11 protein-coding genes are annotated in these 12,142 nt (G+C 64.8%); 5 read left to right on the forward strand and 6 right to left on the reverse strand.

What is annotated here, in order from left to right:
- The first annotated feature begins 94 nt into the window (after nt 1–94).
- Nucleotides 95–1,072 carry a sensor histidine kinase gene (locus QW861_RS03525; RefSeq protein WP_315749676.1) on the forward strand — a complete coding sequence of 326 codons (978 nt, stop codon included), beginning with the start codon at nt 95–97 and terminating at the stop codon, nt 1,070–1,072.
- 77 nt (nt 1,073–1,149) lie between these two features.
- Here the strand turns inward: QW861_RS03525 and QW861_RS03530 are convergent, their stop codons facing one another.
- The 3 genes from QW861_RS03530 to QW861_RS03540 form a co-directional block, all read right to left on the reverse strand.
- Entirely contained in the window at nt 1,150–1,653 is a 504-nt protein-coding gene (locus tag QW861_RS03530) for a DUF4262 domain-containing protein (protein WP_315749674.1), read from the reverse strand.
- 152 nt (nt 1,654–1,805) lie between these two features.
- Entirely contained in the window at nt 1,806–5,297 is a 3,492-nt protein-coding gene (locus QW861_RS03535; RefSeq protein WP_315749672.1) for an indolepyruvate ferredoxin oxidoreductase family protein, read from the reverse strand.
- A 316-nt stretch (nt 5,298–5,613) separates the two neighbouring features.
- Nucleotides 5,614–6,258, reverse strand: coding sequence for a trimeric intracellular cation channel family protein (locus tag QW861_RS03540; RefSeq protein WP_315749670.1), 645 nt, complete (start codon nt 6,256–6,258; stop codon nt 5,614–5,616).
- A gap of 149 nt (nt 6,259–6,407) precedes the next feature.
- Here QW861_RS03540 and QW861_RS03545 point away from each other — a divergent pair, with 149 nt between their 5' ends.
- Both QW861_RS03545 and QW861_RS03550 read left to right on the forward strand, forming a co-directional pair.
- Entirely contained in the window at nt 6,408–6,812 is a 405-nt protein-coding gene (locus QW861_RS03545) for a hypothetical protein (RefSeq protein WP_315749668.1), read from the forward strand.
- Between the two features lie 171 nt (nt 6,813–6,983).
- Nucleotides 6,984–7,301: a hypothetical protein gene (locus QW861_RS03550; RefSeq protein ID WP_315749667.1), complete on the forward strand. Its 318-nt coding sequence runs from the start codon at nt 6,984–6,986 to the stop codon at nt 7,299–7,301.
- Between the two features lie 102 nt (nt 7,302–7,403).
- Here the strand turns inward: QW861_RS03550 and QW861_RS03555 are convergent, their stop codons facing one another.
- Both QW861_RS03555 and QW861_RS03560 read right to left on the reverse strand, forming a co-directional pair.
- Entirely contained in the window at nt 7,404–8,222 is an 819-nt protein-coding gene (locus tag QW861_RS03555) for an isocitrate lyase/phosphoenolpyruvate mutase family protein (protein ID WP_315749666.1), read from the reverse strand.
- Between the two features lie 46 nt (nt 8,223–8,268).
- Complete coding sequence (locus QW861_RS03560) at nt 8,269–8,583, reverse strand: NIPSNAP family protein (RefSeq protein ID WP_315749665.1); 315 nt, start codon at nt 8,581–8,583, stop codon at nt 8,269–8,271.
- A gap of 75 nt (nt 8,584–8,658) precedes the next feature.
- On the opposite strand from QW861_RS03560, the gene QW861_RS03565 reads away from it, so the two are divergent.
- On the forward strand, nt 8,659–9,357 hold the full coding sequence (locus QW861_RS03565; protein WP_315749664.1) for a winged helix-turn-helix domain-containing protein: 699 nt from the start codon (nt 8,659–8,661) through the stop codon (nt 9,355–9,357).
- Nucleotides 9,358–9,468: 111 nt separating this feature from the next.
- On the forward strand, nt 9,469–10,473 hold the full coding sequence (locus QW861_RS03570) for an alpha/beta hydrolase (protein ID WP_315749662.1): 1,005 nt from the start codon (nt 9,469–9,471) through the stop codon (nt 10,471–10,473).
- Nucleotides 10,474–10,571: 98 nt separating this feature from the next.
- Here QW861_RS03570 and QW861_RS03575 read toward each other — a convergent pair whose 3' ends face one another.
- Nucleotides 10,572–10,919: a hypothetical protein gene (locus QW861_RS03575; RefSeq protein ID WP_315749660.1), complete on the reverse strand. Its 348-nt coding sequence runs from the start codon at nt 10,917–10,919 to the stop codon at nt 10,572–10,574.
- Between the last annotated feature and the right edge of the window lie 1,223 nt (nt 10,920–12,142).

Consider the following 12,142-nt stretch of genomic DNA (forward strand, 5'->3'; position numbering starts at 1 on the left):
CGAACATGGCTGCGGCTGCCGGATTGCGGGATCCGTAGCCTGCAGAGCGGCGAAGAAAGCGGGGATCGAACTCATGGCGGCCGAGGACGCGTGCATGCCGATCTGGCACGAAAAGCATCTGCGCGCTGCCACCAAAGCTGCCGGCGTGGCCCTGTGGTCGTGGAACGTCGACACCGACGCGATCACGATGGACGAGCGCGCCTATGAGCTGTGGGAGGTGCCCAAGACCAAGAGCAGGATCACGTTCGAGGTGCTCTCCCAGAACATTCACCCCGCCGATCTCGAACGGGTGAGATCGGCGTTTTCGGCGACACGGGCGATCGTCGGCGCTTATGAGATCGATTTTCGCATTCTCGCGGATGGCGAAATCCGCTGGATCTCCGCCCGCGGCCAAGGTGACGATGCCGACATCGCCGAGCGGCTGATGTTCGGCATCTTCCTCGACGTGACCCAGCGCAAGCAGGCCGAAGAAGCCAACGAGCTGCTGGCGGGCGAGATGAGCCATCGGGTCAAGAACCTGCTGACGATCGCCACCGCGCTGACGCAGATGACGTCGCGCACAGCGGCGACAAAGGAGGACATGGCCCACGAGCTCGCCAGCCGGTTGATCGCGCTGGGCCGTGCCCAGGATCTGATACGTCCGCGGCCGGGCGGGACGAACCAAGCAGCCCTGCTCGGCGATCTCGTCTCGGTGCTGCTTGCCCCCTATGACGAGAAAGGCGCCAGCGTCCGCATCCGTGTGTCGGTGCCCAAGATGAATGTCGGAGAACGCTCGAGCACGACATTGGCACTGGTCATCCACGAGCTCGCGACCAACTCGGCGAAATACGGCTCGCTGTCGGTTTCGAGCGGCACGCTGGACGTGTCGTGCAGCGCGCATGATGACGAAGTGGTGATCATGTGGACCGAGCGCGGCGGGCCGCCGAAGTCGGCCGACACCACCGAAGGCTTCGGCAGCAAACTGATCCATCGCAGCATGAACGCCCAGCTCGGCGGCACCATCGCCTTCGACTGGTCCGCCGAAGGCCTGGTCGTGACGCTGCGCATGAGCCGGGAGCGGATGGCGAATTGACACGGCGGAGGCGGAAGCTGGCACCGATCGCATGATGGTGGGCACGGCGATTGCGTGCCTTTACGATGGCCGCCGGACTAGCGTGCGCAGAGGCCGGACCAATTGCCTTCCGTGAGATCGGGCTGGGCTGCCCGGATGTCGACCGGCGCGTCCGACGACCATGGAAAGTGTCCGTCGCGATCGGGATAGACCAATTGCAGACATTCGAAACCGTTACCGCCGTAGAACCAGCGGCTCCAGCCGAGATGATTGCGATAGTGCTGTTGCGCGACGGGTAGCAACACGGCGGGGATGTTCTTGAACACATCGCCGGACTCACTGCCGATGGGGATACGCCGTCCCGCTTCGAGTTCATGATACAGATGCCAGAAGACATCCTGAGCGATTTGTCCCCGCAGCGAGAAGACAATCAACTCGGGATGGCCAAACTTCAACCAGAAGCCGGTTGTGTAGGCGAAGCCAGGCCCTTCAGCGTCGGCTCCGACACGAACCGCGAACCAGCCGTGCTCACGAATATTGGCGACGAACTTCCGCTCATGCTCGTCAAGCTTCTCCGGATCAGCATCGAGCGCAGTGTGCATCGGTTGTGCCTCTTACGTTCGTCCAGACGATTCCATCCTGCGAGCTGTCCGTGAGCGCCGGCATTGCGAGCGAAGCGAAGCAATCCAAGGCATCACGCGGACTCTGGATTGCTTCGTCGCTCCGCTCCTCGCAATGACGGAGAGGCCAAGCCTTACTCCGCCGCCATCTGCCTTGGCGCGGGCGGTGGATTGGCGAGGTCGGCGGCGAGCTGGGCGTAGCGCGCCTTGGCGTCCTGCACCGCCTTCTCCTTGACCGGGCCGTAGCCGCGGATCTTGTCCGGCAGCGACAGGAATTCGACGGCGATGTCGACGTTGGCAGGCGACAGCAGGTTCAGCACGGTGGCGACGTCTTTCTCATAGCCGGCGATCAGGTCGCGCTCCATCTTGCGTTCGGCCGCGTAGCCGAAGACGTCCAGTGGTGTGCCGCGCAGGCCCTTCAGTTTTGCCAGCAGGCGGAACATCTTCATCATGCCCGGCCCGAAGCTGCGCTTCTTCGGCCTCCCTTGCGGATCGAGGCCGGAATTGAGGATGGGCGGTGCGAGGTTGAAGCTGATCTTGTAGTCGCCCTCGAACGCGTCATGGAGCTGCTTCTCGAAGCTGCCGTCGGAGAACAACCGCGCCACCTCGTACTCATCCTTGTAGGCGAGCAGCTTGGCATAGTTGATCGCCACTGCGCGCGGCAGCGCCTCGCCGTAGCCGCCCTTGTCGGCGGCTTCGCGCACCTGATCGACCAGCTTGCGGTAGCGCTTGGCGAGCCGCGCATTCTGATAGCCGGTAAGGTACGCCATGCGGTGGGCGATGATCTCGTCGAGCGTCATCGCCTCAAGCGATTTCGGCGGCACCGCCTCGTCCTTGCCGGTCATCATGTCGGCGAGCCGCTCCGGGTTGACCACCGCGAGGCGGCCGAGCCGGAACGCCTCGGTGTTCATCTTGACCGCGACGCCGTTGATCGCGATCGCCTTCTCGATCGCCTCGGCCGACAGCGGCAGCAGGCCCTTCTGGTAGGCGTAGCCCATCATCATCATGTTGGTGGCGATGCTGTCGCCAAGCAGCGCCTCGGCCGGCTTGGTGAAATCGAGGAAGGTCGAGTCCTTGTGCAGCGCCGTTTCCAGCAGGCTCGTCACCTTGCGGTTCTGGAAATTGAAGTCGCGGTTGAGCACGAAATCGGCGGTCGGAATCAGATGGCTGTTGATGACGCCATGGGTGCGCTCGGCATCGCACAGCGTGATCGTCTCCTTGGCACCCGCCACCACCTCGTCGGCGGCGATGACGAGGTCGGCGGTCCCCGTGACGATGCGCGAGCAGGTCACGTCAGCCGTATTCTCGGAGAGGCGCACATGGCTGAGCACCGCGCCGCCTTTCTGCGCGAGGCCCGACATGTCGAGGATCATCGAGGCCTTGCCCTCGATGTGCGCGGCCATGCCGAGCAGCGCGCCGATCGTCAGCACGCCGGTGCCGCCGACGCCGCCGACGGCGACGTTGTAGGGCCGCTCCAGTGACGGCTTGGTCAGCGGTTCCGGCATCTCGCCGATGTCGCCGAGCTCAGCTGGCGCGCGGCTGCGCGGCTTGCCGCCATCGATGGTGACGAAGGACGGGCAGAAGCCCTTCACGCAGGAATAGTCCTTGTTGCAGGACGACTGGTTGATGACGCGCTTGCGGCCGAGCTCGGTCTCCAGCGGCTCGACCGAGATGCAGTTCGACTGCACCGAGCAGTCACCGCAGCCTTCGCAGACGGCCGGATTGATGAAGACGCGGCGCTGTGGATCCTCCATCGTGCCGCGCTTGCGGCGGCGGCGCTTCTCGGCGGCGCAGGTCTGCACGAACACGATGGCCGAGGCGCCCTTGGTCTCGCGCAGCGTCTTCATGACGTTTTCGAGCTCGTCGCGGTGCGCGAGCTTGACGCCGGGCGCGATCGTTTCGGCCGGATAGGCGTCTGGATTCTCCGAGACCAGGTAGATCTCGCGGATGCCCTCGGCATGGAGCTGGAAGGTGATCTGCTGCGGCGACAAATCGCCGTCATGGCGCTGGCCGCCGGTCATCGCGACCGCGTCGTTGTAGAGGATCTTGTAGGTGATGTTGGCCTTGGAGGCGATCGACTGGCGGATCGCGAGGCTGCCGGAATGGAAATAGGTGCCGTCGCCGAGATTGGCGAAGATGTGCTTCTCGTCGGTGAACGGCGCGATGCCGACCCACGGCACGCCCTCGCCGCCCATATGGGTGAAGGTCTCGGTGTTGCGGTTCATCCACAACGACATGAAGTGGCAGCCGATGCCGGCCAGTGCGCGGCTGCCCTCGGGCACCTTGGTCGAGGTGTTGTGCGGGCAGCCCGAGCAGAAATACGGCGTGCGCGCCACCGGCGAGACCAGTTGCATCTGCGAGGCGTCGCGGCCGTTGAACCAGTCGGCCTTGGCGCGCAGCATCGCCTTGATCTCGGGGTTGAGGTCGAGGCGGAGAAGACGCTCGGTGAGCGATGTCGCGAGCGAGGCGACGGAGAGCTCGGTGGCAAACGGCAGGAAGCGCTTGTCGTGGTCGTCCATCTTGCCGACGATGCGCGGGCGGACGTCGTCGCGCCAGTTGAACAGCTCCTGCTTGACCTGGTTCTCGACGATCTCGCGACGCTCCTCGATGATGAAGATCTCCTCGAGGCCGACCGCGAACTGCCGCACGCCTTCCGGTTCCAGTGGCCAGGGCATGCCGATCTTGTAGAGGCGAAGCCCGATCCTGGCGGCGACCTCCTCGGTGATCCCGAGTTCGCGTAGCGCCTGGCGGATGTCCTCATAGCTCTTGCCCGACGCCATGATGCCGTAGCGGGCGTTCGGTGAGTCCATCGTGATGCGGTTGACCTTGTTGGCGCGGGCAAAGGCGATCGCGGCAAAGCCCTTGTAGTCCTGCAGCCGCCGGTCCTGCTCGAAGCGGTCATCCGGCCAGCGCAGATTGAGGCCGCCCGGCGGCATCTCGAAATCGGCGGGGATGACGAACGGCGTCATCTCGTCGTTGAGGTTGATCTCGGCGGTCGTCTCCACCGTCTCGGTGATCACCTTCATTCCGACCCAGCAGCCGGAATAGCGCGACATCGCGATGCCGAGCAGGCCCATCTCGATCATCTCGTGGATCGAGGACGGATAGAGATAGGGCATCAGCGCCGAGATGAAGGCATGGTCGGACTGATGCGGCACGGTCGAGGATTTGGCGCCGTGGTCGTCGCCGGCGAGACAGAGCACGCCGCCGTTCTTGGCGGAGCCGGCCGCATTGCCGTGGCGAAACACGTCGCCGCAGCGGTCGACGCCGGGGCCCTTGCCGTACCAGATGCCGACGACGCCGTCATACCTGCCGCCGGGCGACAGTGCGAGTTGCTGCGAGCCCCAGATCGCGGTCGCTGCGAGGTCCTCGTTCACGCCGGGCTGGAACTTGATGTTGTACTGCTCGAGATGCTTGCGGGCGGAGAACAGCTGCTGGTCGTAGCCGCCGAGCGGCGAGCCGCGATAGCCGGAAATGAAGCCGGCGGTATTCAGCCCGGCGGCGCGGTCGCGCCGGATCTGGGCCATCGGCAGCCGCACCAGCGCCTGGATGCCGGTCAGGAAGATATGGCCGGAGCTTGCGGTGTATTTCTGGTCGAGATTGATCTCGCTCTCGTTGAGTCCCATTCCGCCCTCTTGCCGTGCTTTACCGGGGGGCGCGACTGCCGCCGGCCGGCGGAAGCGCGCGTTCTGCCAATCATTTATGTCTGCTTTTGAAGAATGCGCATCACAAATCTCGTGTGCGCAGGGCAGCCAGCCGAAATCGCAATTTCGTGGCGGGAGCCGGCTGCGGCTTTTGCGGTTTGTGTCGAAAACGGCCACTGCCGCGAAATGGGATGATGCGCACCATGGCTTTGGCGGCTCGGCGGATGGTGACTGAACCGTTGTGGCCGGCGCGATTCCGGCCCGAACGAATTGTGCGATGCGATAAGATCGCCTTCGTTCAGCCCCGATCGTCGCCCGCAAATACGAAGCGCGGCATGTTCCATTTGTAGCGGATCGCGAGCAGCCGGAACGACAGTCCGAGCGCGAAGGTCAGCGCCGTCCACCATCCGCTGGCGATGCCGAGCGACAAGCCGGTCGCATAGACCAGGCCCGTGACGAGGGACACGCTGGCGTAGAGCTCGGCGCGAAACAGCAATGGCACGTCATTGCACAGGATGTCGCGCAGCACGCCGCCGGCGCAGCCCGTGATCATCCCGGCGACGATGACGATGCCGATCGGCACGTTCATCTGCCAGGCGATGTCGCAGCCCGTCATCGTGAACACGACGAGGCCGACCGCATCGAGAACGAGGAACGCCATGGTCAGCCTGTGAACCAGGCGCGCCATGGCGATCGTCACGAACGGCGCCAGCACGGTCAGCAGCAGCAAGGACGGCTGCTCGACCCAGGCAAGCGGATAGTGGCCGAGCAGCACGTCGCGCAAGGTGCCGCCGCCGAGCGCGGTGATCGCCCCCAACAAGCAGACGCCCATCCAGTCCATGCTGCGGCGTCCCGCCGCCAGCGCGGCCGTCATCGCCTGCGCCGCCAGCGCCACCCAGGTCAACAGATGCAACACGCTGTCACCGGGCGGCAGGTTCCACATCGAAGGCTCCAACAAAAGGACGGAGAATCGCAGTGCACGCGAGGCACCTTAGCGCGCGGTGCAACGGATCGACTGGGGATTTCGTAAGGTTTCGCGGAACAGAGCCGGGGCCCGACTGGTTGTCGGGTGACAATCGCAAGGAGGACATCATGGCCAACGAACGGCTCCCGAACGAACGCTATCCCGACGGCATGAACCGGCCGGACATGACGACGCGGCCCGGCATGCCCGGTGCCGACATGACCGGCGCCGACTACGAGCGCGCGGCGCGGACGGACAGCCAGCTGCAGCCCGATCCCGAGTTGAGGGAAGGCTCCGCCTCGACCGGCCGGATCGCAGCGTACGCCCTGGGCATCGCGATCCTGCTCGGCGCCGTGTTCTACGGGCTGAACAACATGTCGATGCGCAACGATCAGGCGAGCACCACGCCGGCCGCGCAATCCGCCTCGACCACCAAAGATAACACCTCGCCCGGCGTGACGACCGGCGCCGCGGGAGATCGCACCACACCGCCGCCGGCGGCCCCGAGCGACAAGCCCAACGCCGTCAAATAATCTCGCGGACGGCAATCAGCGGTCCCACTCCTGGGCGGCGGGTGAGCAATCGCCCGCCGCCGTTTTTTGGCGAGTCCTCCAACAAATTACGCGACGCGTGCGAGGGCCGCCATGGAACCATAGCAGCGCGAACCGGTTGGCTCATTGACACTCTCACCCAGGAGATACGTAATGAAAGCTCTCTCCATAGCTATCGCAGCCGCGGCAAGCACGCTGGCCGTGACTGCCGCTTCGGCGGCACCGATCTCTCCCGTAGCCTCGGCGGTCCCGCAACGAGACATCCAGAACGTCCGGATGGTCTGTAACGAGGAAGGCCGCTGTTGGCGCGAGCGCAGTGAACGCCGCGTCATCATTCAAGGCGAAGATCGCGATTCCTACGCGTACGCTCCGCGTGAGCGCTACATCGAACGGCGCGGCTACGAAGACCGCGGCGGCATCGGCTTCCGCGCCCCGGGCGTCAGCGTCGGCATCGGAACGGATCGCTACTAAGCGATTTCAGCAAATCAGACTGAAAAGCCGCGGCAGAGTCCGCGGCTTTTCTACAGGCGGATGAGATCAGAATCTGCGGGAGGACGGGCGCGCAGCCTGATCTCAACCGAAGAGCTTGTTCAGCTCGCCCCCGGGATAGCCATTGGCCAGTTCGGTGAAGGTGCCCTGCTCGGCCATCTCCTTGGCCGCCCGGACGAAGCCGGCCCAGGCCACCCGCGCCAGCGAACCGCCGACGCTGATGCGGCGCACGCCGAGCTCGGCGGCCTGGCTCAATGACAGACCCGACGCGCCGATCAGCAGGTTCACAGGCTTGGGCGCCACCGCTTTGACGACAGCCGTGATCTCCTCGACCGTCTTGATCCCCGGAGCGTACAGACAATCCGCGCCGGCCTCGGCATAGGCCGCGAGGCGGTCGGTCACGAGCTTGAGGTCGGGCTTGCCCCAGAGAAACGCCTCGCAGCGGCCGGTCAGCAGCACGTCCCCACCGCTTGCATCGATCGCCTGACGTGCGGCGCGGATGCGCGTAACCGCCAGTTCGCGCGCGTAGAGCGGATCATCCTTGTCACCCGTGGAGTCCTCGATCGACAGACCGGCGACGCCGGTGGCGACCGCGCGCGTGACGTTGGCGGCCACGCCCTCGGGGGCATCGGCGAAGCCGCCCTCGAAATCGGCGTTGACGGGAATGTCGACCGCCGCGGACAGCGCCGCCAGATGCGCGAGCATCTCGTCGAGCGTCGTGCCGGTGTCGGCCTTGCCGATCGACCACGCGAAGCCGGCGCTGGTCGAGGCGACCGCGTTGAAGCCGAGATGTTGCAGCATTTTGGCCGTGCCGGCATCGAACGGGTTCGGCAGCACGAAGCAGCCGGCCTCGTGCAGCTTGCGAAAGGCCGCGCGCTTGTCCGCCGTGTTGATCAACGTCATGTCATCCTCCCATGCATCCTCGCGTTGCGGCAGCATAGAGCCGCGATCATTGCGCCGCCACGACGTTGCGCAAGAATGTTCGCTCTTCGCCCAGAATGAGCTTGTGCTCCTCGGCCAGCGCAAAGTTCGCCCGGCCCTCGGCATCGCCGCGCAAGGCTGTACGATAGCGCTCGTAAGCTGCGAGACTGTCGAATGAAATCAGGCCGTAGGCGATGTCGTTGGTGCCTTCATGAGGCATGAAATAGCCGATCAGGTCGCCGCCGCAACGGGGGATGATCGACAGCCAGCGCCTGGCATAGGCCTCGAACACGTCGCGCTTGAACGGATCGATGCGATAGCGGATGAAGACGGTGATGGTCATGACAACCTCCGGTGAGTTCTGTATCGTCGACACTATCCGCTTGCCGGGCGAGAATGCTTCGGCTAGCATCGAAGTATGAAATCAGGTCCGGACATTGCGATGGTGGCGGCGCTGGTCGGCGATCCCGCCCGCGCCAACATGCTGACTGCGCTGCTCTCGGGCCGTGCGCTGACCGCGACCGAGCTCGCCCAGGAAGCGGGCGTGACGCCGCAGACGGCGAGCTCGCATCTTGCCAAGCTCGAAGGCGGCGGCCTGGTCGAGCCGGAGAAGCAGGGCCGCCACCGCTACTACCGGCTCGCCGATCCCGATGTCGCCGACGTGCTGGAGAAGCTCGCCGGCCTTGCCGCGCGCGCCGGCCACATGCGGGTGCGCACCGGGCCGAAGGAGCCGGAGCTGCGGCGAGCACGCATCTGCTACGACCATCTCGCCGGCGATCTCGGCGTGCAGATGCTCGACAGCATGACGAGGCAGAAGCTGGTCCGCCGGCGCAAGCAGGAGATCGTGCTGACCGAGGACGGCAAACATTTCCTGTCGCAGCATTTGCGGATCTCGCCGGAAATGCTGGCGCATCCGCGCCGGCCCGTGTGCAAGGCCTGCCTCGACTGGAGCGCGCGGCGGCATCATCTCGCCGGCACGCTCGGCGCAGCGTTGATGAAGCGCTTCACCGAGCTGAAATGGGCGGCGCGCGATGCCACCCCAGGCAGTCGCGTGGTCAATTTCAGCCGCGCCGGCGAAAAGCATTTCGCGGCGCTGTTCGGTCCGGCCGAAGACTGACGATCACGCGCTCTTTATCGCAGCGCGGCCCTCGTGCCTTGCGGCCAAGGCGAACGCGGGGCACGGCGTGACGGTTGACGACCATCTCGTCACGTCCGTCGTGGAGTGTTCATGTCGCGTTTCGCTGTCGCCTTCTGTGCCGCCCTGCTCGCCCTCGCCCCGACTGTCGCCCCGGCGGCGGAGGCACCGCGCGAGCCCTATGGCATCAATCTCGAAGGTTTCCCCTATCCGTATCCGGTCAGCCTGCTGCCCCTGGTCAATGACGGCGAGCAGCTGCGCATGGCCTATATGGATGTGGCGCCGGCGCAGCCGAACGGCCGCGTTGCCCTGCTGCTGCACGGCCGCAACTTCCCCTCGAGCTATTGGGCGCCCGTGATCAAGACACTGACCGACGCCGGCTTCCGCGTCGTGGTGCCCGACCAGGTCGGCTTCGGCAAATCATCCAAGCCTGCAGGCGAGCTGCATTTCGACACGCTGGCGCGCAACACCATGACGCTGCTCGATCACCTCGGCATCGCCAAGGCGGATATCGTCGCGCATTCGATGGGCGGCATGCTGGCCGTGCGCATCGCCCGCGCCTATCCCGACCGCGTCGCGCATCTCGTGCTGACCGCGCCGATCGGGCTCGAGGACTATCGCGTCTACGTGCCGCCGATCCCGTCGGAAAAGATCATCGAGAGTGAGGACCGGCTGACGGCGGACGGCTATCGCAAGCAGTTGGAGACCAACTACGCGCTGAAGCTGCCGCCGGAGCAGGTCACGCCGTTCATCGATGCACGCTTCAACCTGAAGCAAAGCGCCGACTATTCGCGCTGGCTGAAGAGCTTCGTCAGCTCCTATCAGATGATCTACCGCGAGCCGGTGGTGCACGAGATCCCGCTGCTGACGCAGCCGACGCTGTTCATCATGGGCGCGGACGATCACAACGCGCCGGGACGGCCCAACGCGCCCGAGGCCTTGAAAGCGAAGATGGGACAGAACGCCGAGCTGGCAAAGGGCCTGGCCAGCCGGATGGGCGATGCGCGCGCCGAGGTGGTCGCCAATGCCGGCCACCTCGTCTTCCTCGATGCGCCGCAGACGTACGACCGGCTGCTGCTGGACTTCCTCGGCAGGTGAAAGCAAACAATGAGCGACAGGGATCGCGCCACGCCGACCCCTGCCGTGTTGCGGTCACACGCCAGAAACTGCGCTTTCTCGCAATGCGGCTGCGCCGATCACCAATGGTGGCGGCGATGCCAATGGCGGTGCCAGTGCCGATGATGGTGGCGCCAGCCCCAATGACGGCGCCGCCAACCCCAATGCCGCCGGCGCCAGCCCCAATGGTGGCCATGACCATGGTGTCCGTGATGCCCCCAGCGAACCTGCTCCGGCGCGAGTCGGTCGGCCTCATCCTGCGAACCGACCGCGGGCTCGACGTGCTGATCCCTGGCTGAAGGCGCCGCCTCGTTCAGCGGGAATGGCGCGAGCGGCGCAGCGACCGCATCGGTGGTGCGGAGCACGGCGCCGGCCGCCGCCGCGCAGCCGAACCCCAATGCAAGCTTGAGGAAGTTCCGTCGTTCCATCGCACGCCTCCATGATGCACGAGCCAGGGCATGAAGGGAGTATTCGACCCATCACCTGAACGTGAGCTGAACTTAGTCGATCACAGCCAAATGGCGCGCACATGATACCATCGACACGTCGTCCCCGTGATCCGAAAGGGCTTCTTCCGGCGGCACCGAGCATGCGTCGACCGTCTGCGCCAGCACGACCTCGCGCGCATACGCGTCACACCCGGCCGATCGCGATTGAAGTCCGCGATCAGCCGCGACATCTCGCGCCGCCGATCGCGCGCTCCACCGCGGCGCCATCGTCGAGCGGCGCGGCTGACGGCGGTGCAGCGGCCGACGGGGTTGCAACGAGTGCGACGCTTGCGGCGACCATACACCCCAATGCCATAGCCACGTGCAGCAAGCCCCGACGTTCAATGTTGCCGACTACGATTCAGGACGACGCTTGTGAGTGAACGCTTGAATAGGCGGAGAACTACGCGTTCGGATGACCAGCACGTAACGATCGGACATGGCGCAGCAATAGTGATCCGGCCTCGGGAGACGCGTACGCGGTCCAGGTCGAGTATGGCTTGATCAGCCGCTGGCGAGCGGATTAGACTGAGCACCCGAATTGAAAAACGTTCAGAGCAAGCAGTGTTTTATCGTGCCATTACCTTGGTGTTGTTGAGCTCCCTAGCCTCAACCGTCGGCGCTCAGGCGCAGGGCGATCCAACACAGATTTTCAACGGCGTGTGGGTGGCAGTTAACCCGCCGGGACCGCACGTCGTGTTTAATACGATCAGCCTGGGTCAAAGAGAGGCTAGTTTGCCGATACTAGGCCAAGCCACGATAGGTCCATCCAATGGAGAAGACGGATCAAATTTCCGAATCTCGGGCCCAGGGTTCACCTGCTTCTACCTAATACTCACCACCAACCAGCGGACAAGAATGGTCTGGGAGCTGAAGAGCGGTGGGGACGTCTGTTTCAAGTCAGCTGCTTTCGAGCAAGCCGATAGCCCGGTACCGGTACCGGTACCAGTACCAGTACCGGCACCGACACCGTTACCGCCACCTCCACCGCCTCGCCCCCCCGTCTCTCCGAGCTTCTCCTGCTCCGCGCGCTTGAATGAGGCGGAACGAACTGTCTGTTCAGACAGCGGCCTAGCTCAGCTCGATCAAAATCTTGACGCTTTGTATACATCGGCTCAGGCTTACGCTCGCAGCAACGGTGACGCGGCCAGCTCTTCACGACT

This window comes from Bradyrhizobium sp. SZCCHNRI1029 (genome assembly GCF_032487555.1).
Classification (GTDB): Bacteria; Pseudomonadota; Alphaproteobacteria; order Rhizobiales; family Xanthobacteraceae; genus Bradyrhizobium.

Coding starts and splice junctions, on each gene's coding strand:
- QW861_RS03530 (WP_315749674.1), bottom strand. CDS start 1,653: ATGCACACTGCGCTCGATGCTGATCCGGAGAAGCTTGACGAGCATGAG.
- QW861_RS03565 (WP_315749664.1), top strand. CDS start 8,659: ATGAAATCAGGTCCGGACATTGCGATGGTGGCGGCGCTGGTCGGCGAT.
- QW861_RS03535 (WP_315749672.1), bottom strand. CDS start 5,297: ATGGGACTCAACGAGAGCGAGATCAATCTCGACCAGAAATACACCGCA.
- QW861_RS03575 (WP_315749660.1), bottom strand. CDS start 10,919: ATGGAACGACGGAACTTCCTCAAGCTTGCATTGGGGTTCGGCTGCGCG.
- QW861_RS03545 (WP_315749668.1), top strand. CDS start 6,408: ATGGCCAACGAACGGCTCCCGAACGAACGCTATCCCGACGGCATGAAC.
- QW861_RS03540 (WP_315749670.1), bottom strand. CDS start 6,258: ATGTGGAACCTGCCGCCCGGTGACAGCGTGTTGCATCTGTTGACCTGG.
- QW861_RS03555 (WP_315749666.1), bottom strand. CDS start 8,222: ATGACGTTGATCAACACGGCGGACAAGCGCGCGGCCTTTCGCAAGCTG.
- QW861_RS03525 (WP_315749676.1), top strand. CDS start 95: ATGCCGATCTGGCACGAAAAGCATCTGCGCGCTGCCACCAAAGCTGCC.
- QW861_RS03550 (WP_315749667.1), top strand. CDS start 6,984: ATGAAAGCTCTCTCCATAGCTATCGCAGCCGCGGCAAGCACGCTGGCC.
- QW861_RS03560 (WP_315749665.1), bottom strand. CDS start 8,583: ATGACCATCACCGTCTTCATCCGCTATCGCATCGATCCGTTCAAGCGC.
- QW861_RS03570 (WP_315749662.1), top strand. CDS start 9,469: ATGTCGCGTTTCGCTGTCGCCTTCTGTGCCGCCCTGCTCGCCCTCGCC.